At 66.3% G+C, this 24,759-nt stretch carries 22 protein-coding genes; 3 read left to right on the forward strand and 19 right to left on the reverse strand.

Going from position 1 to position 24,759, the window contains the following annotated elements; translation table 11 throughout:
• Positions 1 to 110: 110 nt before the first annotated feature.
• From J7367_RS18675 to trpB, 10 genes are all read right to left on the reverse strand, one after another.
• On the reverse strand, positions 111 to 539 hold the full coding sequence (locus J7367_RS18675) for a group 1 truncated hemoglobin (RefSeq protein ID WP_022559500.1): 429 nt from the start codon (positions 537 to 539) through the stop codon (positions 111 to 113).
• Entirely contained in the window at positions 539 to 1,411 is an 873-nt protein-coding gene (locus tag J7367_RS18680; RefSeq protein ID WP_057661698.1) for a DUF3034 family protein, read from the reverse strand. Before J7367_RS18680 ends, J7367_RS18675 begins: the two co-directional genes overlap by 1 nt.
• A complete protein-coding gene (locus J7367_RS18685; RefSeq protein ID WP_057661697.1) occupies positions 1,408 to 3,774 on the reverse strand; it encodes an EAL domain-containing protein in 2,367 nt (788 codons plus the stop codon). The genes J7367_RS18680 and J7367_RS18685 overlap by 4 nt, the downstream gene beginning before the upstream one ends.
• Positions 3,771 to 4,454, reverse strand: coding sequence for a methylamine utilization protein (locus J7367_RS18690; RefSeq protein WP_057661695.1), 684 nt, complete (start codon positions 4,452 to 4,454; stop codon positions 3,771 to 3,773). The genes J7367_RS18685 and J7367_RS18690 overlap by 4 nt, the downstream gene beginning before the upstream one ends.
• A 205-nt stretch (positions 4,455 to 4,659) precedes the next feature.
• Positions 4,660 to 5,598: a 2-oxoglutarate and iron-dependent oxygenase domain-containing protein gene (locus J7367_RS18695; RefSeq protein WP_007962912.1), complete on the reverse strand. Its 939-nt coding sequence runs from the start codon at positions 5,596 to 5,598 to the stop codon at positions 4,660 to 4,662.
• A 123-nt stretch (positions 5,599 to 5,721) separates the two neighbouring features.
• On the reverse strand, positions 5,722 to 7,071 hold the full coding sequence (glmM, locus tag J7367_RS18700) for a phosphoglucosamine mutase (RefSeq protein WP_007962913.1): 1,350 nt from the start codon (positions 7,069 to 7,071) through the stop codon (positions 5,722 to 5,724).
• A complete protein-coding gene (gene accD, locus J7367_RS18705) occupies positions 7,068 to 7,955 on the reverse strand; it encodes an acetyl-CoA carboxylase, carboxyltransferase subunit beta (protein WP_022559505.1) in 888 nt (295 codons plus the stop codon). Before accD ends, glmM begins: the two co-directional genes overlap by 4 nt.
• Before the next feature lie 255 nt (positions 7,956 to 8,210).
• A complete protein-coding gene (trpA, locus tag J7367_RS18710) occupies positions 8,211 to 9,017 on the reverse strand; it encodes a tryptophan synthase subunit alpha (protein ID WP_022559506.1) in 807 nt (268 codons plus the stop codon).
• A gap of 43 nt (positions 9,018 to 9,060) precedes the next feature.
• The gene (locus J7367_RS18715) at positions 9,061 to 9,441 is read right to left on the reverse strand and encodes a hypothetical protein (protein WP_022559507.1); all 381 of its coding nucleotides are present in this window, start codon (positions 9,439 to 9,441) and stop codon (positions 9,061 to 9,063) included.
• A gap of 44 nt (positions 9,442 to 9,485) precedes the next feature.
• A complete protein-coding gene (trpB, locus tag J7367_RS18720) occupies positions 9,486 to 10,703 on the reverse strand; it encodes a tryptophan synthase subunit beta (protein ID WP_057661694.1) in 1,218 nt (405 codons plus the stop codon).
• 105 nt (positions 10,704 to 10,808) lie between these two features.
• On the opposite strand from trpB, the gene J7367_RS18725 reads away from it, so the two are divergent.
• Positions 10,809 to 11,735 carry a LysR family transcriptional regulator gene (locus J7367_RS18725; RefSeq protein ID WP_057661691.1) on the forward strand — a complete coding sequence of 309 codons (927 nt, stop codon included), beginning with the start codon at positions 10,809 to 10,811 and terminating at the stop codon, positions 11,733 to 11,735.
• Between the two features lie 420 nt (positions 11,736 to 12,155).
• On the opposite strand, the gene J7367_RS18730 is transcribed toward J7367_RS18725, so the two are convergent.
• The 8 genes from J7367_RS18730 to prmB all read right to left on the reverse strand — a co-directional run bounded on the left by J7367_RS18730 (position 12,156) and on the right by prmB (position 21,009).
• The gene (locus tag J7367_RS18730; protein ID WP_022559508.1) at positions 12,156 to 12,824 is read right to left on the reverse strand and encodes a phosphoribosylanthranilate isomerase; all 669 of its coding nucleotides are present in this window, start codon (positions 12,822 to 12,824) and stop codon (positions 12,156 to 12,158) included.
• Positions 12,821 to 13,594: a tRNA pseudouridine(38-40) synthase TruA gene (gene truA / locus J7367_RS18735; RefSeq protein ID WP_007973634.1), complete on the reverse strand. Its 774-nt coding sequence runs from the start codon at positions 13,592 to 13,594 to the stop codon at positions 12,821 to 12,823. The genes J7367_RS18730 and truA overlap by 4 nt, the downstream gene beginning before the upstream one ends.
• 175 nt (positions 13,595 to 13,769) lie before the next feature.
• Complete coding sequence (locus J7367_RS18740) at positions 13,770 to 14,177, reverse strand: VOC family protein (protein WP_007973636.1); 408 nt, start codon at positions 14,175 to 14,177, stop codon at positions 13,770 to 13,772.
• Positions 14,174 to 16,102, reverse strand: a complete 1,929-nt coding sequence (locus J7367_RS18745) for a FimV/HubP family polar landmark protein (protein WP_057661689.1) — start codon at positions 16,100 to 16,102, stop codon at positions 14,174 to 14,176. The genes J7367_RS18740 and J7367_RS18745 overlap by 4 nt, the downstream gene beginning before the upstream one ends.
• A 691-nt stretch (positions 16,103 to 16,793) precedes the next feature.
• Positions 16,794 to 17,819: an aspartate-semialdehyde dehydrogenase gene (locus J7367_RS18750; RefSeq protein WP_007962932.1), complete on the reverse strand. Its 1,026-nt coding sequence runs from the start codon at positions 17,817 to 17,819 to the stop codon at positions 16,794 to 16,796.
• An 83-nt stretch (positions 17,820 to 17,902) separates the two neighbouring features.
• Positions 17,903 to 18,976: a D-glycerate dehydrogenase gene (locus tag J7367_RS18755; protein ID WP_057661687.1), complete on the reverse strand. Its 1,074-nt coding sequence runs from the start codon at positions 18,974 to 18,976 to the stop codon at positions 17,903 to 17,905.
• Complete coding sequence (gene aroC, locus J7367_RS18760; protein ID WP_007973642.1) at positions 18,969 to 20,072, reverse strand: chorismate synthase; 1,104 nt, start codon at positions 20,070 to 20,072, stop codon at positions 18,969 to 18,971. Before aroC ends, J7367_RS18755 begins: the two co-directional genes overlap by 8 nt.
• Before the next feature lie 10 nt (positions 20,073 to 20,082).
• A complete protein-coding gene (gene prmB / locus J7367_RS18765) occupies positions 20,083 to 21,009 on the reverse strand; it encodes a 50S ribosomal protein L3 N(5)-glutamine methyltransferase (protein ID WP_007963936.1) in 927 nt (308 codons plus the stop codon).
• A gap of 80 nt (positions 21,010 to 21,089) precedes the next feature.
• Between prmB and J7367_RS18770 the strand changes: the two genes are divergently transcribed.
• Positions 21,090 to 21,740: an SCO family protein gene (locus J7367_RS18770; protein ID WP_057661685.1), complete on the forward strand. Its 651-nt coding sequence runs from the start codon at positions 21,090 to 21,092 to the stop codon at positions 21,738 to 21,740.
• Positions 21,737 to 22,579, forward strand: a complete 843-nt coding sequence (gene asd, locus J7367_RS18775; protein WP_007963938.1) for an archaetidylserine decarboxylase — start codon at positions 21,737 to 21,739, stop codon at positions 22,577 to 22,579. Before J7367_RS18770 ends, asd begins: the two co-directional genes overlap by 4 nt.
• A gap of 407 nt (positions 22,580 to 22,986) precedes the next feature.
• On the opposite strand, the gene J7367_RS18780 is transcribed toward asd, so the two are convergent.
• The gene (locus tag J7367_RS18780; RefSeq protein ID WP_057661683.1) at positions 22,987 to 24,570 is read right to left on the reverse strand and encodes a transglycosylase SLT domain-containing protein; all 1,584 of its coding nucleotides are present in this window, start codon (positions 24,568 to 24,570) and stop codon (positions 22,987 to 22,989) included.
• Positions 24,571 to 24,759: the final 189 nt, after the last annotated feature.

The following is a 24,759-nucleotide window of genomic DNA, read 5'->3' on the forward strand; positions in this document are numbered from 1 at the left end:
AACCAAGCAAGCGCATGTATCGAGCGTCAGTGATTGGATGCAGCGCATGCCAGCCCAAATCGACATCAGCTCACGCGCTTTACCGCCAGCGCTAGAGCCATTCGCTGGATTCAGTGATTAACGATCTCGCCGTGCATGGCCGCCAGGCGCGCCAGCAGGCGGTTTTGCGTGCGACGCGGAATCTTGCGCTGATCCATCGCCCAGTTCAGATCTTCGACCAGGGCATTGAAATCGCCTTCGCGGATGGCCAGGTGTGCATGCGCCTGCTGCATCGACTTGGCCGTATCAGGGCATGGGCCGTCGGCGACATGGCAGAACTTCTGCACCAGCCGGTCGTTGAGCATGACGATATTGACGCGTGCGAATTTGTCGACGATGCGCGGGTCGTCGGCGATGCGCGAGAGCATGGTTTCCACCAGCGCCTCGATGCCCGCCTGGCCGCCAAGTTCGTCGTACAACGTCTGCCGCGGGTGCGTGCTGGCGCAGGCGCTCGTCAGGCCTAGCATGCAGAGCAACGACCAGCGCAGCCATCGGTTCATCAGAACGCCACCTGCAACGAGAGATAAGGACCGCGCTGATGGGCAAGCGTGGCGATATCGCCAAGATCGGCCCAGGCGGCGGTCAACGAAACATGCTTATTGGGGAACCAGGCGACGAATGCATCCGCCCACGCTTGCTCGCGCGCGAAACCGAGGTTATTGGGTTTGTCGCGATATTCCACACCCACCGCCCAGGACGGCGACAGCACCACTGCAGCACTGACCTCGGGCACCAGACGATAGCTGTTGCGGCGATCGCCGCCAAAGCCGAGCAAACCGGCCTGGTTGGCGCGGGTAGCGCGCAAGGTGCCGTTGAGCAGCAGCTGATATCCAGCGGCGCCCTGCAGCAACAAGCGGCTCGCGCTGACGTAGATGTCGGTGCCGTGATCGTCGCGCGCACCGATCGCCAACGGCAAGGTGCCGTTGCGCAGGCGTTTGTATTGCACGCCCAAGCTGACTTGCGGCGCATGTCCGTACACAAGATCGCCGGCCAAGCGCACCTTGGCACCGAACACGTCCTGGCCAAGCGCATTCCACGGCAAGCCGAGCCGGTCCTGCAGAGTGCCCAGATCCAGACGCTGGCGGGCAAGCGACAGCTCCAGCCGATTGCCAACCGTGAGCGCGGCGCCCTGCACGTCAAGACGGTAATCGCCGCTGTCGACGTGGGTTGCGAACGCGACGGTGCCAAGCTCGTCGCGCGTGCCGTACCCAGACAACGTGGCCCACGGCACGATGCCGCCGCCGCTACTGCCTTCGATCATCGATACGCCGCCGGTGGCGAGCAGGCGCCCGTCGCCGGCCCGGGCATGCAGCGGCGCGAACACCCCGGCCACCGCAGCAGCAAGCAGCGCGACACGCAGATGCAGGCTCATCGCTGCACACCTGCATGTGCTGGCGTGCTCATGCCGAGTTGGCGCATGCACCAGGCCACCAGCGGCGCTTCTTCCAGCGGTGGCGAATACAGATAGCCCTGCACCATGTCGCAGCCGTAGCCGCGCAGCAACGCGAGGGCCGCGGTGTTTTCGACGCCTTCGGCAATGACGCTCAGCCCCAGGTTATGCCCCAGATCGATCGTGCTGCGGACAATGAAGGCATCGTCGGTGCCGTCGGCCAGCTGCATGACGAAACTCTTGTCGATCTTCAATTCGTCCACCGGCATGCGCTTGAGTTGTGCCAACGAGGAATAGCCGGTGCCGAAGTCGTCGATGGACAGGCGCACACCGACACTTCGTAGCTGATGCAGCATGTGCAGCGCGAATTCGACATCGCGCATCAAGGCGCTTTCGGTCAATTCCAGTGTGACCGACTGCGCTGGCACGGCGTGATGCTCCAGGCAGCCGCGCACGAAGTCGGGCAAACCGGGATCGGACAGATCCAGTGCTGACAGGTTGATGGCCATGCCCAGCTGCAGCCCCTGCTTGCGCCATTGCGCCTGGCAGCGCAGCGCTTCGTCCAGCACGAAGCGGGTGAGCGGATGGATCACGCCGGAGTGTTCGGCAAGCGGGATGAATTCGTCCGGACCGATCGGCCCGAGCACCGGATGATGCCAGCGCACCAGCACTTCGACCTGTTCGACATGATCGGTGCGCAGACAGATCTTGGGCTGGAAGCGCAAGGTGAGTTCATTAGCGCCGATGGCCTGACGCAGATCGCCGGTGAGGCGCAAACGCCGCAGATGCTGTTCGTCCTGGCCCATGCGGTAGACGCTGGCGCCGAAGGTGGCTGTCGTACCGACCTGCCGCCGTGCGATGTCGGCCCGGCGCAACAAGGTGTCCGGGTCGGCGCCGTGCTCGGGAATCAAGGCAATGCCGATGCTGGCTTCGAGCTGGATGCGCGCCTGCGGCAACACCAGCGGGCGGCGCAACTGCAGCAGCAGGCGCTGCGCATCCTGCTGCACGCTGGCCGCATCGGCTTGCGCCACCACCACCATGAATTCATCGCTCCCCAGCCGGCCCACCAGATTGGGCTCCTGCACGACCTCCACCAACCGACGCCCGGCTTCCACCAACACCTGGTCGGCGAAGTCGTGGCCCAGGCTGTCGTTGAGTTCCTTGAAGCGCTCCAGATCCAGGATCAGCACCGCGGCGGTGCCACCGGAGGCCACGGTCTGATCCACCACGTCCTTCAAGCGCTCCAGCAACCAGATGCGGTTGGGCAACCCGGTCAGGGCGTCATGGCGGGCCTGATGCAGGATGTGCTGTTCGCGGCTGGCGATCTGGTGCTGCATGCGCCCGAAACTGTCGGCCAGTTCGGCGAGTTCGCGGCCCGGCGGCACCTGCACGGCGGTGCGGTAGTCGCCGCGCTGAATGCGCCGTGCGGCCTGGACCAGTTGTGCAACGGGCTTGCTCACGCTGCGCGCAAGAACAATCGCCACGCCCAATGCCGCGACCGTGGCCAAGCCTGCCAGCAGCAGGATCCGCAGCTTGAGGCTGCGGTACGGCGCCACGGCACGATCCAGCGATGCCTGCAACGCCACCCGCACCTGGCTGTCGCCCTGGATCGACTGCAGCCTGACCAGATAACGCGACTGGTCCAGCGTCAGCGGGATCGATGCTGCCTGCACCTTCTCTGCCAGGGGCAGTTGCTGCGCGAATTGGGCGCGCGCCGAGGGCTCCAGGGTAGAGGCCAGCACGCGCACCGGTGGGCCATCGGTGAAGAAGATCGCATCCAGCCCGGTGGTGGTGCGGAAATCCTGCGCCAGGCCATCGCCGGATTCGTTGCCGATCCCAATCCAGCCGACGCGGTTCGGCGCCAGCACCTGCACCACTGCCAACCGCACGATGTGTTGATTCAGCGCCACCACGCCGACCGCGCGTCCATCGCGTTGCGCTTGTTGCAGCAATGCCTGCACCGCGCGCAATTGTTCGGCCTGCGGCACGTCGGCCAGGCCGGTCAAGAATTCGCCATCGGGCGACAGCAACAGCGCGGTTTGCGCCGACATGCGCGCGGCGTGATTGCGCAGGGCCGATTGCATGGTCGGCACATCGCCACTGGCCACGGCCGCACGAAACCCGAAATCGTCGGCCAGCACCGACGCCGACTGCAGCAGCTGTTCGTCCCGGCGCATGTTGATGCGTTGCCAGACCCGCTGCCCGATCTCGAGCTCTTCGCCAAGCTGCGCCTTGACGCTGCGCTCGGTCGCCACCTGCACGGCCAGGAATGTCAACGCCTGCGTGGCAAGCACGACCAGCACGAGCAAGGCCGCGATGCGGGTATGCAAACGCATCGACCTCATGGGCGCGGCTTCTTCGGGTCGGCGTTACGGAACTTGTCCTGCAGCGCGCGCACGCGCGCATCCGGTGGCGCCGCGGCCGGCGCGGCGCCGGTGGTCTGCAGGGTCACGCGGCGCTGCACTGGCTCGCGCGCGATCACCAACGGCTCGCTGCTGGCAGCGCCCTTGATGCGCGGGTGCCAGACCCGCAGCGTGTAATTGCCCGCAGGCGCCTTTAGCTGGGCGCGACCATCGCTGCCGGTCTTGCCGAAATACGGCGTCTCCAGCACCACGATGTACCCCAGCATCCAATCGTGGATATTGCAGCCGATGGTGACCAGACCCGCCTGATCGAAACGCACCGGCGTCGCGGTGGTGCCTTGAAACAGCGGCAGCTCGAAGCGCTTGGCCGGAGAGAACGAATACACCTGATGGCGAATCTGATCGTTATTCGGAAAGCGCACCAGGGTGCCGGTGCGCACGGCCAGCACGGCAGGCACGAACTGCGAATTGACCTGATCCATTTCCGCGGTCCTGGTCGCGGTCGGCGGAGCGGGCCGCGCCGGCTCCAGGCTCACGACCGCATCGACCAGCACGCCACCTGCATCGGCGACGGTCACGCTGACCGCTGTCGCCGATACCGAGCCTGCGGCGGCACAGGCCGCCAGCACCGACACGACACCCACCCATTTGATCCATCGCATGCGCACGCCCCAGCCCTGTGCAATCGGCAGCGGGCGCCAGGCGAGTCCGACGTCGCGCTAGCGATTAGCCTCGGTTATCGGCCCGAGTGAACGCAAGCTTTAACCAGGCGCGAGCAGAATTTTCTGAACAGAAGTGCGGCGCTGGTCACCGGTCGTGTTGCGAGCGCGGCTATTTGCGCCGCGCAACGCGTCCCGACGCGCCGGATTACTTCAGCTTGATTTCGCGCAGACGCTCTTCCAGGAAGCCATGCGCCGTGATCGGCTCCGGATAACGGCTGGGATTGTCCGCGCTGATGCACGAGGACAGCACGTCGATGAGGAAATCCGGATTGGGGTGCAGGAAGAACGGCACCGAATAGCGCGGTTGGCGTGCCTGCTCTCCCGGTGGATTGACCACGCGGTGGATGGTGGACGGATACACATGGTTGGTCAGGCGCTGCAGCATGTCGCCGATGTTGACCACGATGGTGTCGGCGTCGGCAGTGAACGGCACCCACTCGCCATCGTGGGAACGCACTTCCAGGCCGGCGGCACTGGCACCCACCAGCAAGGTGATGAAATTGATGTCGCCATGCGCGCCGGCACGCACATTGGGGATGTCGTCGCTGGTGATCGGCGGGTAATGGATCGGCCGCAGGATCGAATTGCCGTTGTTGGTCTTGTCGACGAAGTAGTCCTGCGGCAGGCCGATATGCAGCGCCAGCGCCGACAGCACGCGCGAACCCAATTGATCCAGTTGCTGGTACAGCTGGTAGCCGCGCTCGCGGAAACCAGGCACTTCGCTGGGCCACAGATTCGGCGGCATCACTGCGCGGTACGGCGAATCGTCCGGAATCTCGCGGCCGATGTGCCAGAACTCCTTGAGATCGAAGTGCTTGGAATCCTTGGCGGTTTCCACGCCGAAGGCGGTGTAGCCACGCGCGCCGCCGCTGCCTTCCACGTGATAACGGCGCTTGGTCGCTTCCGGCAACGCGAAGAACGCCTTGAACACTTCGTAAGCGGCGTCGATATCGGCCTGGGCGATGCCGTGATTGCGGATGCCGGCAAAGCCCCACTGCCGATAAGCCGCTCCGAGCTCGGCGACGAAGGCGTCGCGGTCGGTGTCCAAACGGGTGATGTCCAGCGTGGGAATGCGCGCGCTCATACGGATGTCTGCAGTCAAGGTCGAAAAGGTCCAGAGAAACCTGCGGGTCAGATCAGCAGGCGATACAACAGGTAGAACGTCGCGGCCTTGGCGATGACCACGCAGACGCCAATGACGATCGACTCACGCCGCGTCACGCACTGCACCTGAGAGCCGGTCGAGCGTGTCCTGCATCAGGCCGGCGTCGTCGGCTTCCACGGTCACCCGCACCACCGGCTCGGTGCCCGACGGGCGCAGGAACGCGCGACCGCGGCCTTGCACGGCGGCCTGCGCCTGTTGCAGCGCCTGTTGCACGTTGGCCGCTTCCACAATGGCCTTGGCGGCGCCGCCATCCAGGCGCACGTTGACGGTCTTCTGCGGCACCTTGCTCAGGCGCGTCAGCGCGTCGCGCAGGCTCTGCCCATCGCGCCCCAGCGCTTCGAGCACCTGCAGCGCACTGACGATGCCATCGCCGGTGCTGGCACGGTCCAGGCACAACAGGTGACCGGACGTTTCGCCGCCCAACGTGCCGCCGCCTTCGACCAGGGCCTGATGCACGTAGCGGTCGCCGACCTTGGCGCGCTGGAACGGAATGTGCAGCGCGGCCAATGCCTGTTCCAGGCCGTAATTGGTCATCAAGGTGCCGACCACGGTACCCGTCAGCCGGCCGCTGGCCTGCCACGAGCGCGCGAGCACGTACAGCAGATCGTCGCCATCGACCGGGTTGCCCTGGTCGTCGGCCATCAGCACGCGGTCGCCGTCGCCGTCGAAGGCGATACCCAGATGCGCACCGCACTCGCGCACCTTGGCAGCGAGATTATCGATATGGGTCGAGCCCACACCGGCGTTGATGTTGAGCCCGTCCGGCGCGGCGCCGATGACCACCACCTCGGCGCCCAGCTCACGGAACAGCATGGGTGCGATGTGATAGGTGGCGCCATGCGCGCAATCCAGCACCATCTTCAGCCCGTGCAGGGTGAAACCGCGCGCCACGCTTGCCTTGCAGAATTCGATATAGCGGCCGATGGCGTCACGCGTGCGGATGGCCTTGCCCAACCGCTCCGATTCCACCGTGTGGAACGGCTCGTCCAGCGCTGCTTCGATCGCCGCTTCGGTGGCGTCGTCGAGCTTCTCGCCTTCGGCGGAGAAGAACTTGATGCCGTTGTCGTAATGCGGATTGTGCGAGGCGCTGATCACCACCCCCGCGTCGGCGCGCAACGTGCTGGTCAAAAAGGCGATGGCCGGGGTCGGCATCGGCCCGATCAGCTGCACGTCGGCACCGGCGGCAACCAGGCCAGCTTCCAGCGCCGCTTCGAACATGTAGCCGGAAATGCGGGTGTCCTTGCCGATCAGCACCAATGGCCGCTTGCTGCGGCCCTGGGTCAGTACACGGCCGAGCGCATTGCCCAGGCGCAGCACGAAATCGGCCGAGATCACGCCCTGCCCGACCCGACCGCGGATGCCGTCGGTGCCGAAATACTTGCGTGCGCTCATGCGGCGTCGGCGTCTTGCGGATGCGGCTGACGCATCATCATCGCGGTGAGCTCGGCGATGCGGTCGCGCATCTGTCGGCGGTCGCAGATCTGGTCGATGGCGCCGTGGTCGAGCAGGAACTCCGAGCGCTGGAAACCTTCGGGCAGCGTTTCGCGTACGGTCTGTTCGATCACGCGCGGGCCGGCAAAGCCGATCAGCGCATGCGGCTCGGCGATGTTGATATCGCCGAGCATCGCGAACGAGGCCGACACGCCACCGGTGGTGGGATGGGTCAGCACCGAGATATACGGCAGGCCGGCTTCGCGCAGGCGGCCGAGCGCGGCCGAGGTCTTGGCCATCTGCATCAGCGAGAACAGGCCTTCCTGCATGCGTGCGCCGCCACTGGCGGAAAAGCACACGAACGGGCAGCCGACTTCCAGCGCCACTTCGGCCGCACGCGCAAAGCGCTCGCCCACCACCGACCCCATCGAGCCGCCCATGAAGGCGAAATCGAACGCAGCGGCGACCAGCGGGTTGCCCTTGAGCGTGCCGCGCATGGCGATCAGCGCGTCATATTCGCCGCTGGCTTTCTGGCTGGCCTTGATGCGTTCGCCGTAGCGCTTCTGGTCCTTGAACTTGAGCGCGTCGACCGGACCGAGCTGAGCGGCGATTTCAGTGCTCGCGGTCTCCGGATCGAACAGCGAATTCAGGCGCGCGCGGGCGCGGATCGCCATGTGGTGATCGCATTTCGGGCACACCTCGAGGTTTTCCTCGAGTTCCGGGCCGTACAGCGCACTCCCGCAATTGCTGCACTTTTCCCACAGGCCCTCGGGGACGCTGCGCTTCTTGGCCGGGGTGTTTTCGGTGCGGATGCCGGAGGGCATCAATTTGCTGAGCCAGCTCATGCGTGTATGACAATCCATGCAGGGCGGCCTGGCGGGCCGCAGAGGGGCGACAGTCTAACGCGCCGTGGGAATGCCAAGGTAGCCGGCGTCATGAATGCGGGATCTGGCGCAGAGACTTCCGGGCTTGGGCGGCTGAATGTCTCTGCGAGCGATGGCCGCGAATGGATCGCGGCGGCTGCCGTGGCGCGATGCGGCGCAGGCACGTGGCTGCGCCTGCGCCCCAATCCCTCTAGCGGTGGGAAAGACGCTCGGTTCTCATCCCTGGTCGAGCGCCTGGCGCAACGGGGCCAGGAACGCTTCGGCGCGTTCACGGGCGCTGCGGACCTCGCCCGCGTCCGCCAAAGCAGCGACCAATGCACTGCCCACCACCACGCCGTCGGCATCCACGGCCATGGCAGCGGCGCTGGCCGCATCCTTGATGCCGAAGCCGGCCACCACTGGCGCGCCGGCACGCTGACGCAGCTGGCGCAGGCGGTCGCTGGCGGCATGGGTGTCGAGCAGATTGGAGGCGCCGGTGACGCCGGCAAAGCTGACGTAGTACAGATAGCCCTGCGCGGTGCTGCACAACATATCCAGGCGCTGCTCGCTGGTGGTGGGCGAGGCCAGTGCGATCAGCGCCAACCCGACCTCGGTAAAGATGGCGCGCGTTTCGCCGGCTTCTTCCGGCGGCAGGTCGACCAGCAGCACGCCATCCACGCCCGCGGCGACCGCGGCCTCGGCGAAGCGTCGCGTGCCATGGATCTCGATCGGGTTGAGGTAGCCCATCAGCACCACCGGGGTGGTGGCATCGTCGCGACGGAACTCGTGCACCGCTTCCAGCACATACGCCAGGCCAGCGCCACGAGCCAGCGCGCGCTCGGAGCTGCGCTGGATGGTGGGGCCGTCGGCCATCGGGTCGGAGAACGGCACACCCAGCTCGATCACATCGGCACCGGCGCGCACCAGCGCGTGCATCACCGGTACGGTGGCTTCCAACGATGGGTCGCCGGCGGTGATGAAAGGGATCAGTGCCTTGCGCCCATTGGCGCGCAGCTCGGCGAAGCAGGAATCGATACGACGCATGAAATCACTCGAACAAGGGAGGAAAGCCGGCCGCCATCTAACCTCAGGCGGCAAAGAAATACCGCATCAGCGCAAAGCACAGCGCAAACAGGTAGCCGTAGGAAAATCGATCGATGCGCAGCACCGGGTCGCCGCGGCGCGCGCGCCACGCACCAAGCGCGGCCATCAGGCCACCGGCGACCGGCGGCGCGATCACCAGCGCTGCCAGTCGCGCGCCAAAGGTCGCAGTGAGGTGCTGCGGCAGCAGCCAAAGACTGACACCGCCAAGTAACGCACCCAGGATTGCGTAGCCGACTGCCGCCAGCCCTGGCGAGGGCCTGCGCTCGAACGACTCGGCGACAGAGTGCAGGCCAAGTTCGATCAGCAGCTCGGCCAAGGCCTGCAACAGCGCCTCGGCCACCAGCTGGAGCATTCCTTCGAGCATCGCCGCGTCCCTGCATCCGGAGAGAGAAGTCGCCGCCGCCACTCCTAAAGAGCGATCCCCTCGCGCGCCGCGATGGTGTGCACATCCTTATCGCCACGCCCCGACAGATTGCACAGCACCAACGCATCCCTGGGCAGCTCGCGCGCAAGCTTGATCGACTGCGCCACCGCATGGCTGGACTCGAGCGCGGCAAGAATGCCTTCGGTATGCGCCAGCAGATGGAAGGCGGCCATCGCCTCGTCGTCGGTGATGCCCTGATACACCGCGCGACCGCTGTCGGACAGAAACGAATGCTCCGGGCCCACACCGGGGTAATCCAGGCCAGCGGAGATCGAATGGGTCTCGGTGATCTGGCCGTCGTCGTCGCAGATCACATAGGTGCGATTGCCGTGCAGCACGCCCGGGCGCCCGGCGGCGATGGAGGCGGCATGGCGGCCGGTGGCGATGCCATCGCCGGCCGCTTCGGCACCATAGATCTTGACGCCCGGATCATTGAGGAAGGCATGGAACAGACCGATCGCGTTGCTGCCGCCGCCCACGCAGGCACTGATCGCATCCGGCAGCCGGCCATGGTCCTGCAGCATCTGTTCGCGCGCCTCGCGGCCGACAATGGCATTGAAGTCGCGCACCATGCGCGGGTATGGGTCCGGGCCGGCCACGGTGCCGATGATGTAGAAGGTGTCGCGCACGTTGGTCACCCAGTCGCGCATGGCTTCGTTGAGCGCGTCCTTGAGCGTGGCCGAGCCGGAAGTCACCGGGATCACCGTGGCGCCGAGCAACTTCATGCGGTAGACATTGATCTTCTGCCGCTCGATATCGGTGGCCCCCATGTAGACCACGCATTCCAGGCCCAGGCGTGCCGCCACGGTGGCACTGGCGACGCCATGCTGGCCGGCGCCGGTCTCGGCGATGATGCGGGTCTTGCCCATGCGGCTGGCCAGCAGGGCCTGGCCGATGGTGTTGTTGATCTTGTGCGCGCCGGTGTGGTTGAGGTCTTCGCGCTTGAGCAGGATCTGCGCCCCACCCACTTCACGGCTGAGCCGTTCGGCGTGGTAGATCGGGCTGGGCCGGCCGACGTAATGCTTGAGGTCCTTGTCGTATTCGGCGATGAAACTCGGATCCTGCCGCGCCTGATCGTAGGCGGCGGACAGTTCCTGCAGCGGGCCGATCAAGGTTTCGGCGACGAAACGGCCACCGAACTTGCCGAAGTGGCCGGCAGCATCCGGATAGGCGTAAAAGTCACTGATGGGCTGGGCCGACATGGAAATCCTCTGCAGCAATGCGTCATACGAGAGGCGTCACTTTAGCGCAGCCGCGGCATGCGATAAATCGATAAGATTGCTGCAACCTGTGACCTGGAATCACATATGAGTGGCTCATTTCCCCCGCTGGCGGCGCTGCGCGCGTTCGAAGCTGCCGCGCGCTTGCAGAGCGTCAGCCGTGCTGCCCAGGAACTGCACGTCACCCATGGCGCCGTCAGCCGGCATGTGCGTTCGCTGGAACAGGCATTGGGCACCGCGCTGTTTGCACGCCAGGGCCGCGGCCTGATGCTGACCGCGGCAGGGGTTCGGCTTCGCGATGCCACCGGCGAAGGCTTTGGCGTGATTGGTCAGGCCTGGGCGGGACTACAACGCCCGGCCGCCGAGGCGCCGCTGGTGCTGGGATGTTCGGGCAGCTTGCTGGCGCGCTGGGTGATTCCGCGCCTGGGACTGCTGCAGCAAGAGCTGCCGGACGTGCGCCTGCATCTGTCGGCCAGCGAACAGCCCCCTGGACCGGACCTGGACGGTCTGGATGCCGCCCTGCTGCTGGACACACCACCCTGGCCGAGCGAATGGCAGGTGCACGCGCTGGGCGTGGAGTGGATTGGGCCGGTGCTGAATCCGCAGCTCGCATCAATCTTGCAGATCGAGGGAAGCGACCCGGCCGTGCTCGGCGATCACGCGCTGCTGCACACCCGCTCGCGCCCGCAGGCCTGGCCGGAATGGGCACAGGCGCACGGGCTGGCTCCTGAGGCGCTGCGCTTCGGCACCGAATTCGAGCACCTGGTGTATCTGCTGGAAGCCGCTGCCGCTGGCCTGGGGATCGCGATTGCGCCGCAGCCGTTGGTCGCCGCGGACCTGGCAGCCGGGCGCCTGCTGGCGCCGTGGGGATTCAACGCCACGCATGGCCGCTGGGTGTTGTGCGCTGCCAAGCGCAACCCCGATCCACGTATCGAACGGCTGGCAGGTTGGCTAGGAAAAGCGCTGGCGGAAGATCAGCACAAGTTTCCGGCCATGGATGCAACGAAAGCCTGAGCGGCTATCGCGGATGTTCGGTGCAATACTGCATCGCCCGCCCACGCCTCGCGACGAGCGTGTGTACCGTCAGGTGCTATACCTGCCGAGCGGAAGGCCACGCATCGGCACAACTAGCCAGAAGACACAAAAACGTCATTTGCGGCTCGGCCTGAGGGAACGCCATCTAGGGCGCGAACGCTCGTTAAATCGCCTCAAATGGCGAAACCGCGGCTGTGTCCAGCGAGATAGACGCAAGGTGCGGGAAGGTCTCTAGATCGGCATTCGGCATTCGGCATTCGGCTTTCGGCTTTCGGCTTTCGGCTTTCGGCTTTCGGCTTTCGGAAAGCACGCTAACGCACACGCGCACTGCTAGCTATCCAAACGACCAAGCCGCGTTACGCGCCTGCTGTTACGACTCCCGAATCCCGAATCCCACCTTCACGACATCTCGTGACAATCCGCCCGCCGTACTTCCTCAACGAACTTGCGCATCTTGTGGCCGTCCTTGATGCCAGGCGCCAACTCCACCCCACTGGAAACATCCACGCCCCAGGGCAACGTGGCCACGATGGCGTCGAACACGTTGTCGGCGTTGATGCCACCGGCCAACAGGAACGGACGATGCAAGCCGGTGGGCAAGCGCGACCAGTCGAAGGTCTTGCCGGTGCCGCCGCCAGCGCCGGGCGCATGGCTGTCGAACAGAAAACCAGCGGTATTGGGATAGGACAATTGCAGCGTGCGCGCGTTGGCGTCTTCGCCATTCACGCCGCCGCTGCCCATCGGCACCGCCTTGAGATACGGCAGGTTGAAGCTACGGCAGAACGCGTCGTCTTCCTCGCCATGGAATTGCAACAGGGTCGGGCGCACGGTGCGCACCACTTCGCGCACTTCTTCTTTCGAATTGTTGCGAAACAATGCCACCACATCGACCATCGGCGCAGTGGCCTGGCGCATCGCGCGCGCCTCGGCCGGCGCCACGCGCCGGGGGCTGCCATGCGCAAAGATGAAACCTACCGCGTCCACACCCAGTTCGCCGGCCAGGCGGATATCGCCGGCGCGGGTCATGCCACAAAACTTGATACGGGTGCGGTACAGCGATCGATTCATTGGGTCACCTCAGCAGGCAGATGCCACTCTGCAGGATACAGAGGTCCGATAAATACCAGACCTTGTGGCGGCGCTGTCGGGCCGGCCACAGTGCGGTCGCGTCCGGCGAGCAACGTCGCGATCCAGTCGGCCGGCTGTTCGCCGGTACCGACCAAAATCAGCGAACCCACAATATTCCGCACCATGTGATGAAGGAATGCATTGGCCTGGACCTGCACCTCCACCACCTCGCCGAAACGCTGCACATGGATGGCCTGCAGGTGACGGCGCGCGTGCAAGGCCTGACATTGCACGCTGCGGAACGCGCTGAAATCGTTCTCGCCCAACAAGGCCTGCGCTGCGCCATGCATGGCATCGGCATCGAGCGGGCGACGCTCCCAGCTCAGGGTCTGCCGATACAGTGCCGGGCGAATCTGCCGATTGAGCAGGCGATAGCGGTAACGACGCGCGCGCGCGGAAAAGCGCGCGTGGAAGTCATCGGCGGCCGGTACGCACCAGCGCACGGCGATCGACGGCGGCAGGCGCGCAGTGGTGCCCAGCATCCAGCCACGCGGCTCGCGGCGTGCGTCGCTGTCGAAATGCACCACCTGGCATTCGCCATGCACGCCGGCGTCGGTGCGCCCGGCGCAGACCACCTGCACCGGCGCATCGGCGACCGACGACAAGGCCGCCTGCAGGCTGGCCTGCACGCTCGGCCCGCCATGCTCGCCCAACTGCTGCCAGCCCTGAAATTCGCTGCCGTCGTATTCCACGCCCAGCGCGTAACGCATCGGTACCTGCCCTATGAGTGAATCGATGAAATCTGCGTGGCGGTCATGCTGCCGCCATCGCCGGCGATGGCCAGCACAGCCCCGCCGCTGCAAAGAAGGTGAAGTGTACGAGCCGCATTGCCTGGTGGGTGCCGAGCCGCTGCGACGCGCGTGCGGCCTGCACGCAAGCGCGTGGTCAGTCGCCGGACGCGACGCTGCGCTCGGACCACACGGCCAACGTGGTGCCGCCGGGCTCGCGAAAATGAAACCGGCTGCCGCCGGGAAAGCCGAACACCGGCTTGACGATCTCCCCACCTGCAGCACGCACGCGCTCGATCACCGGGGCCAACGCGTCGGCATACAGCACAACCAATGGTCCACCCTCGTCCGGCGCTGGCGCGGCTGCACGGTAGAAGCCGCCGTCCAGGCGGCCATCGTTGAAGGCCAGGTAGTCCGGGCCGTAGGCCTGGAATTGCCAACCGAACACCGCTTCGAAGAACGCACGGCTGGCGTCCGGATCGGTGGAGGCGAACTCCACATAGTCGATCCGGCGCTCGCGTGCATCACTTTCCTGCGCGGGGAGGCGATCGATCGCCGGGCTCATGCCAGGCGTTCCAGCAGTTCGGCGGCTTCGGCGCGGGTGGCGTCGTCGCCGGTGGCGGCAACCTCCACCAGCAGGCCGCGCGCGGTGTCCTTGTCGCCCAGGTCCAGGTAGGCCACCGCCAGTTCCAGGCGATCGCGCCCGGCCGAGGCGACGTCCCGGCTGGCCGACGGGCTGGGCGCGGCACCCGGTGTCGCAGGCGAACCCTCGAAATCCAGGCTGTCTTGCGTGGCCACCGCGACTGGCGACGCCGCAGGCGGGACATCGCGGATCGTAGGCGCGACGTCGGCGTGGCTCGTCTCCACGGCTTCGGACGCCGGGTGCGGCGAAGCCTGCGCCTCGTCGACGGGCATGGTGTGCGGCGCCTGCGTTGCCGCCACCGGCGGCGTGGCACGCAGCGCACGCCAATCGTCGCTGTTGACCGCCGTGGACGCAGCAGCCGGTTCGGACGGCAGCGGCTCGCGACGCAGCACGTCCGATAACGGTTGGTGCGCGTCCTGGGCGCGCTCTTCGTCGCGCAGATCGGTCTGCTCGAATTCTGTCTCGTGCACCACATCGCGCTCGCTGGGCTCGGTGGTTTGCGTCGCCTCTTGCGGTTCGGCGGCCTGCACCGGCGCGCCAGGCAGGACGAAGTCGAACGGCCGACGCGGCAACGGCGGCAGCGGTGAGGGCTTGCGACGGCGCGCGGCCAGCCACGCCACCACGGCAGCGACGATCAACACCAGCCCGCCGATCAACCACAGCGGAAAACCGCCACCCTGTTGTGCGGTCGCAGGGGTTTCAGACAGGCGCTTCTGTGCGGCCGCCAGATCGCTGTCCTTCATGGCGATCAGCGCTTGCTGTTGCTGCCTGAGCTTTTCCAGATCCGCCACGCGGCTCCGCAGGTCCTGCAACTCCGCATCGCGGGTGGCAATGTCTTCCTTGGCCTGCTGCAACTGTTGATTGGCCGCCATCTCGCCCTCGCCTTCGGCACTGGTGCCGGACGTAATGCCGGCCTTGTTGGTCTGACTCGCCACTGCGGGGGCGATTTCGAGCCGCGCGCCGTTGCCGGCCGCTGCGCCAGGCGTAGCGGCCGGCGGCGTTGCGGCAGCGGCAGTGCCGGCTTCGGCAGGCTGCGGCACCGCCGATCGCGCCTGCCGCCACTGAGCGGCCTGCTCGCGCACCATGACCGCCGCTTCGGCCGCACCGACCTGGGCAAGCGCGTCTTCCTGCGGTGTGCGCAGCACCGCGCCCTGCTTCAGGCGGTTGATGTTGCCGTTGATGAAGGCGTCCGGGTTGGTGCGCAGCAACGCCAGCATGGTCTGGTCCAGCGAATGCCCGCTGGAACGCGCCACCCCCGCGGCGATCTCCGACAAGGTCTGGCCCGCGCGCACGGCCGGCAACGCATCGCCGGCCTGCGCGGCAGACGCAGCAGATGTACTGGCAGTTGCACGCGCGGCCGGTTCGGTCCTGGCATTGTCTTGCGCGGCGCGGTCGGCGACCGGCGCCGGCTCGCGTGCAATCGCATTGCTGGAACCGGCACGCGGCGCTTCGATGGCCGGCTCGGCGATCGCAGCCGCGGTGTTGGGCGCATCGACCAGGGCCGAATATTCGCGCACCAGCCGGCCCTGGCCCCACTCCACTTCGATCAGGAAGTTGATCGCCGGCTGGTCCACCGCCTGGCTGCTGGTCACGCGGATCACCGCACGCCCGCGCGCGTCCTGCGCGAACTGGAACTGCAGATTGCTGACCAGCCCTTGCGGACGCTCCAGGCCGACCCGCGCGAAGGTGGTGGCCGATGCCAGTGCCACGCGCGCGTTGTCGAGTTCGCCCGGCTCGTTGGAGATGACCGGAATCTCGGCCACCAGCGGTTGCCCGGGCTTGGACAGCACCCGGATATCGCCCAGTCCCAACGCCATTGCAGCGCCGCTGCAGGCCATCAGCAGCAACGCACCTATCCCTTGTATCGGACGCATCGCGCCCCCGCCCCTATGTTTCATGGGCATCAATATAGCCGCTGGATGAGCGAAAAAGTCGGTGCCGTGATGCAGAGCGCTGTAACGGCGACACTGCCGCAGTGCGGCATGCATGCGTGGCCAATGCATACCGGCAAGCGCTGATGGGCGATGACACTGCGCGAGGCATCAAGCGCGCAACGGCTTGTCGGCAGCTTGCGTGGTGCAACATCACGAGGCGCGTGATGCCACCTGTGGCGCCAATGGCGCGTCACCAGAGCCGGCAACGGAGTGCGCGAGCGGCGGGCGGCATGACTGCGCGACGCAAGCTGCAAGGTCCCTCGACGCGCAGGGCGTGCGATGTGAGGCGACACGCGCACGTGCGTCTGTCTGCAGGCGCGCGATGGGCAGCGCGCCTGCAGATTGAACTTTGGTTGAGAATCGAGCCGACTTCCACGCGCCGAACTGCACCCAGCCGGAGCGCTGGCGCGCGGTGAGCCTCTCCGGAAAGCATCGTCGCGCGCCGGCACGCGCCAGCACGTGCACGGCGGTCCAGAGCGCCGACCACACGTCGCGACCAGTCGTCCTGCGGGTACGGACGGCGCGCTCGGCACCGCAGTGGCCGGGTGATGCCTGCACCGGCCACGCCCGCATAGCGGCTGCGCGGTCGCTTTTATCGCGACCTTCAGCCTTCCTGTGCGACCAGTTCGGCCAACTGCACGGCGTTGAGCGCGGCGCCCTTGCGGATGTTGTCGGAGACGATCCACAGGTTCAGGCCACGCGGGTGCGAGAAGTCTTCGCGGATGCGACCGACGAACACCGCATCCTTGCCGGAGGCGTGCGTGACCGGCGTCGGGTAGCCGCCGGGAGCGCGCTCGTCCACCACTTCCACGCCCGGCGATGCCGCCAGCAGCGCGCGCGCCGCTTCCACGGTGATCTTGTCGCGGGTTTCGATCGCCACCGCTTCGGAATGGCCATAGAACACCGGAACGCGCACCGCGGTGGGGTTCACCTGGATGCTGTCGTCGCCGAGGATCTTGCGGGTTTCCCAGACCAGCTTCATCTCTTCCTTGGTGTAGCCGTTGTCCTGGAAGTCGTCGATGTGCGGAATCAGGTTGAAGGCGATCTGCACCGGGAACCGCTGCGGGTCGATGTCCTGGAAGCTCAGCAGCTCGCTGGTCTGCTTGCCCAGTTCTTCCATCGCCGAGCGCCCGCCGCCGGAGACCGACTGGTAGGTCGCCACATTGATGCGCTCGATGCCGTAGGTGCGGTGGATGGGGCCCAGGGCCACCAGCATCTGCATGGTCGAGCAATTGGGGTTGGCGACGATGCCGCGCGGGCGCTGCTTGAGCGCTTCCGGATTGACCTCGGAAACCACCAGCGGCACGTCGTCGTCGTATCGGAACGCCGACGAATTATCGATCACCACCGCACCGGCCGCGGCGAACTTGGGGCCGTATTCCTTGGACACGCTGCCGCCCGCGGAGAACAGCGCGATGTCCACGCCGGCGGGGTCGAACTCGGCCAGATCCTGCACATCGACCTTGCCGCCATTGAACTCCACCTGCCCGCCGGCCGAGCGCGACGACGCCAGCGCGTACAGGGTGGCGACCGGGAAGTTGCGCTCGGCCAGGATGCTCAGCATGGTCTCGCCGACAGCGCCGGTGGCGCCCACGACCGCGACGTTGAAACGACGGTTTTCGTTGCTCATGAGTTTGTCTTTATCGAAAGGGGAAATGAGGAAGCACTGCGCGCTGGGTTCGGGGAACCTCCAATGCTGGCCGCGGAGGTTCCCTATCGTTTGGTCGAGATGGTGCCGGTGACGCCGGCTTTTTTCGCATCCGCGCCGGTGCCGCCACGTTTGGCAGCGGCAACCGCGGCGGCGTTGAGCGCGCTCGGCGGATGGCCGGCATGAGGGCCTTTGCCCAGCGCAGCGATCAGGTTGTCCACCGCCAGTTGCACCATCGCGCGGCGCGTGGCCAGGCTGGCGCTGCCGATATGCGGGGTGAGCACCACGTTATTGAGCGCCAGCAGTTCCGGCCGCACGCGCGGCTCGCCTTCGTAGACATCCAGGCCGGCGCCAGCCAAACGCCCGTGGGCCAGCGCATCGGCCAGCGCCAGCTCATCGACGATGCCGCCGCGGGCGATGTTCACCAGTGTGGCGGTGGCGCGCATCTTGTCCAGCGCCGCCGCGTCGATGAGGTGGTGCGAGTCCTTGGTGTATGGCAACACCAGCACCAGGTGATCGGACTGCGCCAGCAGGGTGGCGAAATCCACGTACTGTGCGCCCAGCGCCTGTTCGGTGGCGGCCGGCAACTGGCTGCGGTTGTGATAGAGCACGCGCCTGCCGAAGCCGTGCGCGCCGCGCCGTGCGATGCCCTGCCCGATCCGGCCCATGCCCAGGATGCCGAGCGTGCTGCCATGGATATCGGCACCGAGCATGGTCTTGAACGACCATTGCCCCCACTGCCCGTCGCGCAGCCAGCGCTCGGATTCGGTGATGCGGCGCGCGGTGGCCATCAGCAACGCAAAGCCGAGATCGGCCGTGGTTTCGGTGAGCACGTCGGGCGTGTTGCTGGCCAGGATGCCGGACGCGCTCAGCGCATCCAGATCCAGATTGTTGTAACCCACGCCGACATTGGCGATGGCGCGCAGCAGCGGCGCCGCTGCGATTTCGGTTGCGCCGATGCGCTCGTTGAGGGTGACCAGGGCGCCGTCCAGCGGTGCCAGTTGCGCAGCCAGCTCGGCCGGCGAATATGCGCTGACGCGCTGCGTGGTGGTCAGCTCGAAATGCTCGCCCAGCTGCGCGACGACATCGTCGAACAGCGGCTGGCTGACCCACACCCTGGCGCGACGGCCGTCAGACATCGACCTGACCGGGAATGCGCGGCGACACCTCACCTACATCGCCGCATTGCGCACGGTGGCGCAGCGCCTGGTCCATCAGCACCAACGCCATCATCGCCTCGGCGATCGGGGTGGCGCGGATGCCCACGCACGGGTCGTGCCGGCCGGTGGTGATGACCTCGACCACGCTGCCGTCGGCATCCACCGTGGCGCCAGGCAAGCGCAGGCTGGAGGTGGGCTTGAGCACCATCGAGGCGGTGACCGCCTGGCCGGTGGAGATCCCGCCCAGGATGCCGCCGGCATGGTTGCTGAGAAAGCCTTCCGGGGTGATCAGGTCGCGGTGTTCGGTGCCCTTCTGCGCGGCGCTGGCGAAGCCGTCGCCGATCTCCACGCCCTTGACCGCATTGATGCTCATCAAGGCCGCCGCGAGCTCGGCATCGAGCTTGCCGTAGATCGGCTCGCCCCAGCCTGCGGGCACGCCGCCGGCCACCACGTCCACGCGCGCACCGACCGAATCGCCGGATTTGCGCAGCGCATCCATGTAGGTTTCCAGCTCCGGCACCTGCGCGGCATGCGGCCAGAAGAACGGGTTGTCCTCCACCGCATCCCAGTCGAAACCGGTCGGGCGGATCTCGCCCAGCTGCGACAGGAACCCGCGCACCAGCACGCCATACCGTTGCTTGAGCCACTTCTTGGCGATCACGCCCGCGGCGACGCGCATGGTGGTTTCGCGCGCCGACGAGCGCCCGCCGCCGCGCGGATCGCGAATGCCGTACTTCTGCCAGTAGGTGTAATCCGCATGGCCGGGACGGAACTGCTGGGCGATGTTGCTGTAATCCTTGCTGCGCTGATCGGTATTGCGGATCAGCAAGCCGATCGGCGTGCCGGTGGTGCGGCCTTCGTACACGCCGGACAGGATCTCGATCTCATCGGCCTCGCGGCGCGCCGAGGTGTGCCGGCTCTTGCCGCTGGCACGGCGCTGCAGATCGTGGGTGAACTCTTCCGGCGCAATCTCCAGGCCGGGAGGGCAGCCGTCGACGACGCAGCCGATCGCCGGCCCGTGCGATTCGCCGAAGGTGGTGACAGTGAACAGCTTGCCGAACGAATTGGCACTCATGCGCGCAGGCTCATCGCTGCGCGGCCAGCTCGGCGATGCGGGCGCCGTGGGCGATCAATTCGCGGCATTCCACCGCGAAGATGCCCATCTGCCCGACCTTGAACTCGACCCAGGCCAGATCCACTTCCGGCAACAGCCTGACCAGGTGCTGCTCGGATTCGCCCACTTCGCAGATCAGCAAGCCGTCTTCGCTCAGGTGCTGCGGCGCATCGCGCAGGATCTTCAGCACCAGGTCCAGGCCATCGTCGCCGGCGCGCAGGCCGAGTTCGGGCTCGTAGGAATACTCCTGCGGCAGCGCGTCGGTTTCCTCGTTGGTGACGTACGGCGGGTTGGTGACGATCAGGTCGTACTGGCGACCGCCCAGGCCGCTGAACAGGTCCGACTTGAGCAAGGTGACGTTGTCGGCATGCAGGCGCGCCTTGTTTTCAGCAGCCAGCGCCAGGGCATCGTCGCTGATGTCCACGCCGTCCACATCCCACTGCGGGTTGTAGTGGCCCATCGCAATGGCAATACAGCCCGAACCGGTGCACAGGTCGAGCGCGCGGGTCACTTCACGGCCGCCCAGCCAGGGCTCGAAGCCGGCCTCGATCAGTTCGGCGATCGGCGACCGCGGCACCAGCGCACGCGCATCGCTCTTGAAACTCAGGCCGGCAAACCAGGCCTCGCCGGTGAGATACGCGGCCGGCACACGTTCGGTGATGCGGCGCTCGAACAGACCGAGCACCTGCTCTTTTTCCGAGCGCAGCAGACGCGCCTGGCCATAGGCCGGACCCAGATCGTGCGGCAGATGCAGGCCGTGCAGGACCAGTTGGGTGGCTTCGTCCAACGCATTGTCGTAGCTGTGACCGAAGGTCAGACCGGCTGCGTTGAAACGGCTGGTGCCGTAGCGGATCAGGTCGATGATGGTGTGCAGTTCGTCGGCCGCGGCGGCAGTCATGGCAACAACTAAAGAGGAATCGGCCCCCGATTATAGAGGTCGGATCGGTATCATGAGCGTCCGTTGCACTGGAAACCGCCATGTTCAATCGCAATACCGGCATCGTGCTGCTGGTGGCCCTGGCCGCTGGCCTGGGGATGTTGCTGGGCCAGAAGTTCCTTGGTGGTGCGCCCAGTTCGCCATGGCCACCCACCAAGACCATCACCTTTTATCCGCAGCCGCGCCCGCTGCCGCAATTCAGCCTGCGCCAGTCCGACGGCACCCAACTGGTTCCCGGCGAGCTCAAGGGGCACTGGACGCTGGTGTTTCTGGGCTTCACGTTCTGCCCCGATGTCTGCCCCACCACCTTGACCGATCTGGCGGTGGCGCAACAGCAATGGGAAGCCATTCCCGATGGCTTGCGCCCGCGTGTGCTGTTCGTGTCGGTGGACCCGCAGCGCGATCCGCCTGCGCGCCTGGGCGAGTACGCGCATGCCTTCCACAAGGACACCCTGGCCGCCACTGCCGACGTGCCGGCGCTGGAGCGCTTCGCCACCGCGCTGGGCTTCGTGTTCCAGAAAGTCCCGGGCAAGGGCTATGCGCAGAATCCCAACCACTACAGCATGGACCACTCCGCCGGCATCGCCGTGCTCGATCCGCAAGGCCGTCTGGCCGGCCTGATCCGTCCCCCGCTTGATCCGAAGGCGATTGCCGCCGACCTCCAACAGCTGACCAAGGTAACCACTCCGTGAGTCTTGTCACTTCCCTGACCTACGTGCTGCCGCACCGGTTGCTGTCCTCGCTGGCGCGCGCGTTGGCCTATTCACAGACACCGTCCACCAAGCAGTGGTTGATCGACACGGTGACGCGCAAGTTCGGTGTGGACCTGAGCGAAGCACAGGAGCCGGATCCGCGCGCCTACCCCACCTTCAACGCGTTTTTTACCCGCGCCTTGAAGCCCGGCGCGCGCGTGCCGGATGCCGACCCGGCAGCGTTGCTGATGCCCGCCGATGGCCGCATCAGCCAGCTCGGCCCGATCGAGAACGGCCGCATTTTCCAGGCCAAGGGGCAGTCGTTCACTGCTGCAGAATTGCTCGGCGACGAAGCCGCGGCAGCGCCGTTCAACAACGGCCTGTTCGCCACCGTGTATCTGTCGCCCAAGGACTACCACCGCGTGCATATGCCGTGGACCGGCACCTTGCGCGAAACCGTGCATGTGCCCGGCCGGCTGTTCAGTGTGGGCCCGGATGCAGTGCGCAAGGTGCCGCGCCTGTTCGCGCGCAACGAGCGGCTGGTGTGTCACTTCGACACCGAGTTCGGCCCGATGGCTTCGGTGATGGTTGGCGCGTTATTGGTCTCGGGCGTGGAGACGGTCTGGAGCGGCGTGGAGATTCCGCGCTATGGCGACCGCATCACGCGCAAGGACTATCGCGGCAAGGGCATCGTGCTGGAGAAGTTCGCGGAGATGGCGCGCTTCAACTACGGCTCGACCGTGATTGTATTGCTGCCGCCGGGTGTGGCCACGCTCGATGGCGGACTTGCGGCCGAAACATCGGTTCGTCTTGGTCAGGCACTCGCCCGTCGTCAGTGAATTGCAACGCGCCCTCGTAGGAGCGGACCTGGCCGCGACGAGGCGGTTCCGGCGATGCACCGCCCCTACGCGCGCGCGATCTTGCTCAGCCTCAAATTAAGAGCATCCGGCAAACAACATGGCTACTTGGACGGCTTCGTCGCGGCCGGGTCCGCTCCTGCCGCAACCAGGCTTGTTCCGACCTCGCCGCCATCGTAGGAGCGGACCTGGCCGCGACGAGGCACTCCCGACAACGCGTCGCACACCCGCGCGCCGTTTGCCAAACCTTCAATTGAAAACACGCTGCCCGTGCCGGCTAGCAAAACGGCGTTTGCGCGGCCTGACCTGCCCCACGCCAGTGGGTTCAGGCCAATGCGCACCGCCGTCTAAAGGGTGCCGCGATCAGCACGGCACCGCCAGCGCACGGTTCAGCGATCGCAACCGGCCAGTTTGATGCTCTGACCCGGCTTGAGCGCATACGACGGCGCCTTCAAGCCGTTGGCCTTGGCCAGCTCCTTGATCTCGCATTGGTATTTCTGCGCGACGCGACCGAGCGTGTCGCCCCGGGCGATGGTGTAGCTGCGCACCTGCTTGGCCTTGGGCTTGGCCACTGCCGGCTGACCGGTGGCGACGGTGGTCGGGACGCCCGCCATCTGGCTGACATCGCCCACCGCCACGCTGGGCACGTACTCGGGCGCGCTGCTGCTGCGCACGATCGCGCTGTTGAGATCGGCTGTGATCAGGGTGCGCGCCAGATCCGCACGCGGGCCATTGACGCAGTAACGGGTGTAGAGGTTGACGATGCGGTTGGTGGCATTGATGACCGTACCGGCCGGAATCCAGCCATCGGATTCGTAACGCGGGTTGAGATTGCGCAGCGCACGCATGTAGCCGTCGCGTGTGCCCATGCTGCCCAGGCAGATGGTGAGTTCGTAGATGGTGGTCGACTTGGCCAGCTTGAGCGTGGCCGGCTGCGCATCGAGCTTGGGGAAGTCCACCCCGTACTGGCGCGGGTGCAGGAAGATCCACGCCGCCGCGATCACCATCGGCACGTAGTCCTTGGTTTCGGCCGGGAACTGGTTGTAGACGTCCTGATCCCAAAAGCCGCGCCCGCCGCTCTGCGAAAACACGCGCGCGGCACGGCCTTCGCCACCGTTGTAGGCGGCCAATGCCAGCTCGATGCTGCGGTTAAGCCCGGCCATGCGCTCGTTGAGGTAGGCGGCGCTGGCTTCGGCGGCGCTGCGTGCATCGAAGCGCGTATCGAAGCCGGTGCCGTCCGGGCCCAGCCCGAAGCGACGTCCGGTGGCGGGCATGAACTGCATCAACCCGGCTGCACCAGCGCGCGAGCTGGCATGCACCTTGCCGTTGGATTCCTTGGCCATGATGCCGAACAGCAACGCTTCGGGAAGGCCGCGCTTCTGCCATTCCGGCCACATCACGCCGCGCAGGTTGCTGTAGTTCTCGTAGCTGGTCAGCAGCGCCGGGCGCATATCGGTGAGCCAACGCCGGATACCGGCCTGCACGGCAGGGTTGTACTGCACCATCTTGTCGAAGTCGTGGCGCTGGTCGTTGAGCAGCGTGGCGGCACGCGCGGCCTCGGGCACGCCGTTCGACGCCGGGCCGAGATGGTCCGGGTCGGCTTGCAGCAGGGTGTCGTCGTCCTCCGGATCTTCGGCGGCCGGCGCCTCGGCATCGGCGCGCGCCTTGAGCAGTCGCTTGTAGGTGGCCAACTGATTGGACACCAGGCAACCACGCTGCTTGATGCAGGCGTCGATGATGTCTTCCATGTCCTCCAGCGCGGCATCGCCTTCGGCAGTGCCCTTGGGGTCGGAGTTGTTCACCAGCACCAGCGCATCGCGATAGCGCTTTTCGGCGGCGGCCATGCGCGCATCGAGCGCGGCGGCCTTTTCCGTGTCGCGTTTGGAGACGGCGTGGGCGGCGGGGACGACAGACATCAGCGCCACCACGGCCAGGACAGGCCATGGGCGCAAACCAAAATGAGCGAGCGGCATCGTAGGCAGTACAGCGGAAAGGCAGGCAGGGTAGCTGCCGGGGCAACATCGGGGCAAGGCAGCGGGGCCGCCGGGGTCAGTGGGCCGTTAGCTTGGTGGGCGCGATCGATGCAGGCGACACCTGCAAACCGGCTCACCGCCGCGATGATTTGAGTGAGCCGGCGGCGCAGCGTGGCGTGTGCGTGGTCG

The sequence above is a fragment of the Xanthomonas sp. D-36-1 genome (assembly GCF_017746155.1).
GTDB classification, from domain to species: Bacteria; Pseudomonadota; Gammaproteobacteria; order Xanthomonadales; family Xanthomonadaceae; genus Xanthomonas; species Xanthomonas cissicola.

Coding starts and splice junctions, on each gene's coding strand:
- J7367_RS18685 (WP_057661697.1), bottom strand. CDS start 3,774: ATGAGGTCGATGCGTTTGCATACCCGCATCGCGGCCTTGCTCGTGCTG.
- J7367_RS18680 (WP_057661698.1), bottom strand. CDS start 1,411: ATGAGCCTGCATCTGCGTGTCGCGCTGCTTGCTGCTGCGGTGGCCGGG.
- aroC (WP_007973642.1), bottom strand. CDS start 20,072: ATGAGTGCCAATTCGTTCGGCAAGCTGTTCACTGTCACCACCTTCGGC.
- J7367_RS18740 (WP_007973636.1), bottom strand. CDS start 14,177: ATGAGCCCGGCGATCGATCGCCTCCCCGCGCAGGAAAGTGATGCACGC.
- J7367_RS18730 (WP_022559508.1), bottom strand. CDS start 12,824: ATGAATCGATCGCTGTACCGCACCCGTATCAAGTTTTGTGGCATGACC.
- J7367_RS18695 (WP_007962912.1), bottom strand. CDS start 5,598: ATGAGCGCGCGCATTCCCACGCTGGACATCACCCGTTTGGACACCGAC.
- J7367_RS18715 (WP_022559507.1), bottom strand. CDS start 9,441: ATGCTCGAAGGAATGCTCCAGCTGGTGGCCGAGGCGCTGTTGCAGGCC.
- trpB (WP_057661694.1), bottom strand. CDS start 10,703: ATGTCGGCCCAGCCCATCAGTGACTTTTACGCCTATCCGGATGCTGCC.
- J7367_RS18755 (WP_057661687.1), bottom strand. CDS start 18,976: ATGTCTGACGGCCGTCGCGCCAGGGTGTGGGTCAGCCAGCCGCTGTTC.
- J7367_RS18770 (WP_057661685.1), top strand. CDS start 21,090: ATGTTCAATCGCAATACCGGCATCGTGCTGCTGGTGGCCCTGGCCGCT.
- glmM (WP_007962913.1), bottom strand. CDS start 7,071: ATGAGCGCACGCAAGTATTTCGGCACCGACGGCATCCGCGGTCGGGTC.
- prmB (WP_007963936.1), bottom strand. CDS start 21,009: ATGACTGCCGCCGCGGCCGACGAACTGCACACCATCATCGACCTGATC.
- J7367_RS18780 (WP_057661683.1), bottom strand. CDS start 24,570: ATGCCGCTCGCTCATTTTGGTTTGCGCCCATGGCCTGTCCTGGCCGTG.
- J7367_RS18750 (WP_007962932.1), bottom strand. CDS start 17,819: ATGAGCAACGAAAACCGTCGTTTCAACGTCGCGGTCGTGGGCGCCACC.
- J7367_RS18725 (WP_057661691.1), top strand. CDS start 10,809: ATGAGTGGCTCATTTCCCCCGCTGGCGGCGCTGCGCGCGTTCGAAGCT.
- J7367_RS18675 (WP_022559500.1), bottom strand. CDS start 539: ATGAACCGATGGCTGCGCTGGTCGTTGCTCTGCATGCTAGGCCTGACG.
- truA (WP_007973634.1), bottom strand. CDS start 13,594: ATGCGTTACGCGCTGGGCGTGGAATACGACGGCAGCGAATTTCAGGGC.
- J7367_RS18690 (WP_057661695.1), bottom strand. CDS start 4,454: ATGCGATGGATCAAATGGGTGGGTGTCGTGTCGGTGCTGGCGGCCTGT.
- trpA (WP_022559506.1), bottom strand. CDS start 9,017: ATGCGTCGTATCGATTCCTGCTTCGCCGAGCTGCGCGCCAATGGGCGC.
- accD (WP_022559505.1), bottom strand. CDS start 7,955: ATGAGCTGGCTCAGCAAATTGATGCCCTCCGGCATCCGCACCGAAAAC.